Below are 2,452 nucleotides of genomic sequence, written 5' to 3'. Positions count from 1 at the left end.
GTAAGCAGCCAGCGAACACATGTTGACCGCTGCAGAGCGTTCGGTCAGATGGCTGGCACCCAGTGATGAGGCAGCAACTCGTCGATTGCGCAGGCCCGTTGTGTCGGCAGCCGCTGCAGAACGTCCTTCAGGTAGGCATACGGGTCATGCCCGTTGAGCTTGGCTGACTGGATCAGGCTCATGATGGCCGCGGCGCGCTGCCCCGCCAACAGCGTTCCCGCGAACAGCCAGTTCTTGCGCCCCGTCGCCCAGGGGCGGATTTGCTGTTCGTCGTGGTTGTTGTCGATCGGCAGCGCCGGGTCATCCAGGTAGCGCGTGAGCGCCGCCCAGCGGTTGAGGCTGTAGTCGATGGCCTTGGCCGTGGCGGTGCCGTCCGTGATCTTGCCGCGCTGCGCGAGGAGCCAGTCGTGCAGCGCCTTGGCGATGGGCCCCGCTCGTGTTCGTCGCTCGTGCAGCCGCTGCTGCGCACTGAGCAGCTTCACCTCACGCTCGATGCCGTACAACTGGCCGATGAGGTCGATGGCCGCCGCCGCGATGGTGCTCTTGTTGGCCTCGTGCAGCTCGACGAACTTGCGCCGCGCATGGGCCATGCAGCCGGCCTCGGTCACGCCCAGCGCGAAGCTGGCCTTGTAGCCGGTGTAGTCGTCGCACACGAGACTGCCGTGCCAGTCGCCGAGGAAGGCTCTGGCGTGCTCGCCGGCTCTGGACGCGGTGAAGTCGTAGACGACAGCGCGCAAGGGCTCGAACGCACCCGCGGCATAGGCCCACAGGTAGGCGCGATGCGTCTTGCCGGTGCCGGGCGCCAGCATGGCCACCGGCGTCTCGTCGGCATGCACGACCTTGCAGGCCAGGATGTGTGCCTTCAGCGCATCGACCAGGGGCTGCAGACGCAGGCCACACACGCCGATCCAGGCGCCCAGGGTTGAGCGCGGGACTGCGACGCCGGCACGGCCGAAGATGGCTTCCTGGCGGTACAGCGGGAGGTGGTCCGCGTACTTGGCGACCAGCACCTGGGCCAGCAGCCCGGAGGTGGGGATGCCCTTGTCGATGATCTCGGCTGGAACCGGCGCCTGGGTCAACGCGCGGCACCGCGCGCAGGCCCACTTGCCGCGGATGTGACGCTCGACCGTGAACACGCCCGGCGTGTAGTCCAGCTTCTCGCTGATGTCCTCGCCGATACGCTTGAGGGAACAGCCGCACGCGCAAGTGGTGTTCTCGGGTTCGTGGTGGCGGTCCACGCGCTGCAGATTCGCCGGCAAGGTGGCGCGCTTGGGACGTTCGCCAGGCGTTGCCGGGGGCTTCTTCTTGCCCAGCAGTTCTTGAAGCTGCGCTTCGGCCGCGGCGATGTCGGCGTCCACGGCCTCGTCGAACAGTGCGCGTTGTTCGGCATCGAGCTGCTCGCTCTTCTTGCCGAACTTCAGGCGCCTCAGCTGAGCGATCTCGAACGAGAGCTTCTCCAGCTTCACGTCGCGCCGGTCGATCTCCTGCCTGTCGTGCTCGATGCGGCGAAGCAGCTTGGCGCCGACCTCACCAAGGCCCGCCGCTTGCAGCGCGGCAAGTTCTTCGGCAGAGATGGGCGGGTCTGCAAGCATTGAGGCCAGTGTGCGCAGCACCAGGCATGCTGACCATCGGCGCACGCACCGATTGCCTTGGGCTCATGTCAGGCCGATCACGCCGGCCTCGCCGATGCGCTGCCACGGCAGGCCCAGCACGAGGGCATCCAGTTGCTCACGGGTCAGGGACTGCGGCGCGCCACAGCCGCCGCCTGGCCAGGTGAAGCGGCCCTGGTGCAACCGGCGCGCGGCCAGCCAGATGCCGATGCCATCGTGCACCAACACCTTCAGACGGGTCGATCGCTTGTTGGCAAAGACGTAGGCGTGGTGAGGGCGGGCTGAGCCGAAGACCTGCACCACCTTCGCCAGCGTCGTGTCGGTGCCGGCACGCATGTCCATCGGCTGGGTGCATAGCCAGACCGCGTCCACGCGGATCATCGAAGCCAGTCCCTCAGCCAGGCGGCACAGTCCCGCGCCGCCGCAGCGGGCCAGACCAGTTTGATGACCGTGCCAGCGCGCTGCAGCTCGATGCGAATCTCACCGTCCACCGTCGGCGCGGGCAACGCCAATGGGATGAAGGTCGGCGGCGGCATCGCCGGCGGCTCGGGCTCAGCGGGCGCGTTCACCGGCGGGGCGATGGTCTTGTGCTCAGCGTCGATGACCCACTTGCGCAGCATGTTGGCGTTCAGGCTGTGCGCCAGCGCCACGGCCGCGATGGATACGCCGGGCTTGAGGCATTCCTCGATGACCGCCGCCTTGAACTCCGCCGTGTGCCGCCGCCGACGACGCCGGCCCATCAGATCGACCCCATAAGTGTTCACGTGTCCGCCTCCTTCTAAGCGGACAGATGTTCACTACCGAGGCACGGTCAGATCAACATGTGTTCCCTGGCTGCTTAC

At 67.3% G+C, this 2,452-nt stretch carries 3 protein-coding genes; all 3 read right to left on the bottom strand.

Annotated elements, in window-relative coordinates:
- Positions 1-44 precede the first annotated feature (44 nt).
- A complete protein-coding gene (tnpC, locus tag J2X21_RS27140) occupies positions 45-1,592 on the bottom strand; it encodes an IS66 family transposase (RefSeq protein ID WP_310333286.1) in 1,548 nt (515 codons plus the stop codon).
- Between the two features lie 63 nt (positions 1,593-1,655).
- A complete protein-coding gene (gene tnpB, locus J2X21_RS27135; protein ID WP_310333285.1) occupies positions 1,656-1,991 on the bottom strand; it encodes an IS66 family insertion sequence element accessory protein TnpB in 336 nt (111 codons plus the stop codon).
- Positions 1,988-2,374: a transposase gene (locus tag J2X21_RS27130; RefSeq protein ID WP_310333283.1), complete on the bottom strand. Its 387-nt coding sequence runs from the start codon at positions 2,372-2,374 to the stop codon at positions 1,988-1,990. Before J2X21_RS27130 ends, tnpB begins: the two co-directional genes overlap by 4 nt.
- Positions 2,375-2,452 lie beyond the last annotated feature (78 nt).

Source organism: Roseateles asaccharophilus (assembly GCF_031458115.1).
GTDB classification, from domain to species: domain Bacteria; phylum Pseudomonadota; class Gammaproteobacteria; order Burkholderiales; family Burkholderiaceae_C; genus Pelomonas; species Pelomonas asaccharophilus_A.
Note: the sequence above shows the minus strand (reverse complement) of the source record. Positions and strands in the feature narration are given on the sequence as shown.

Bases quoted from the DNA above. Each gene is read 5' to 3' on its own strand.
- tnpC (WP_310333286.1), bottom strand. From the start codon at position 1,592: ATGCTTGCAGACCCGCCCATCTCTGCCGAAGAACTTGCCGCGCTGCAA.
- tnpB (WP_310333285.1), bottom strand. From the start codon at position 1,991: ATGATCCGCGTGGACGCGGTCTGGCTATGCACCCAGCCGATGGACATG.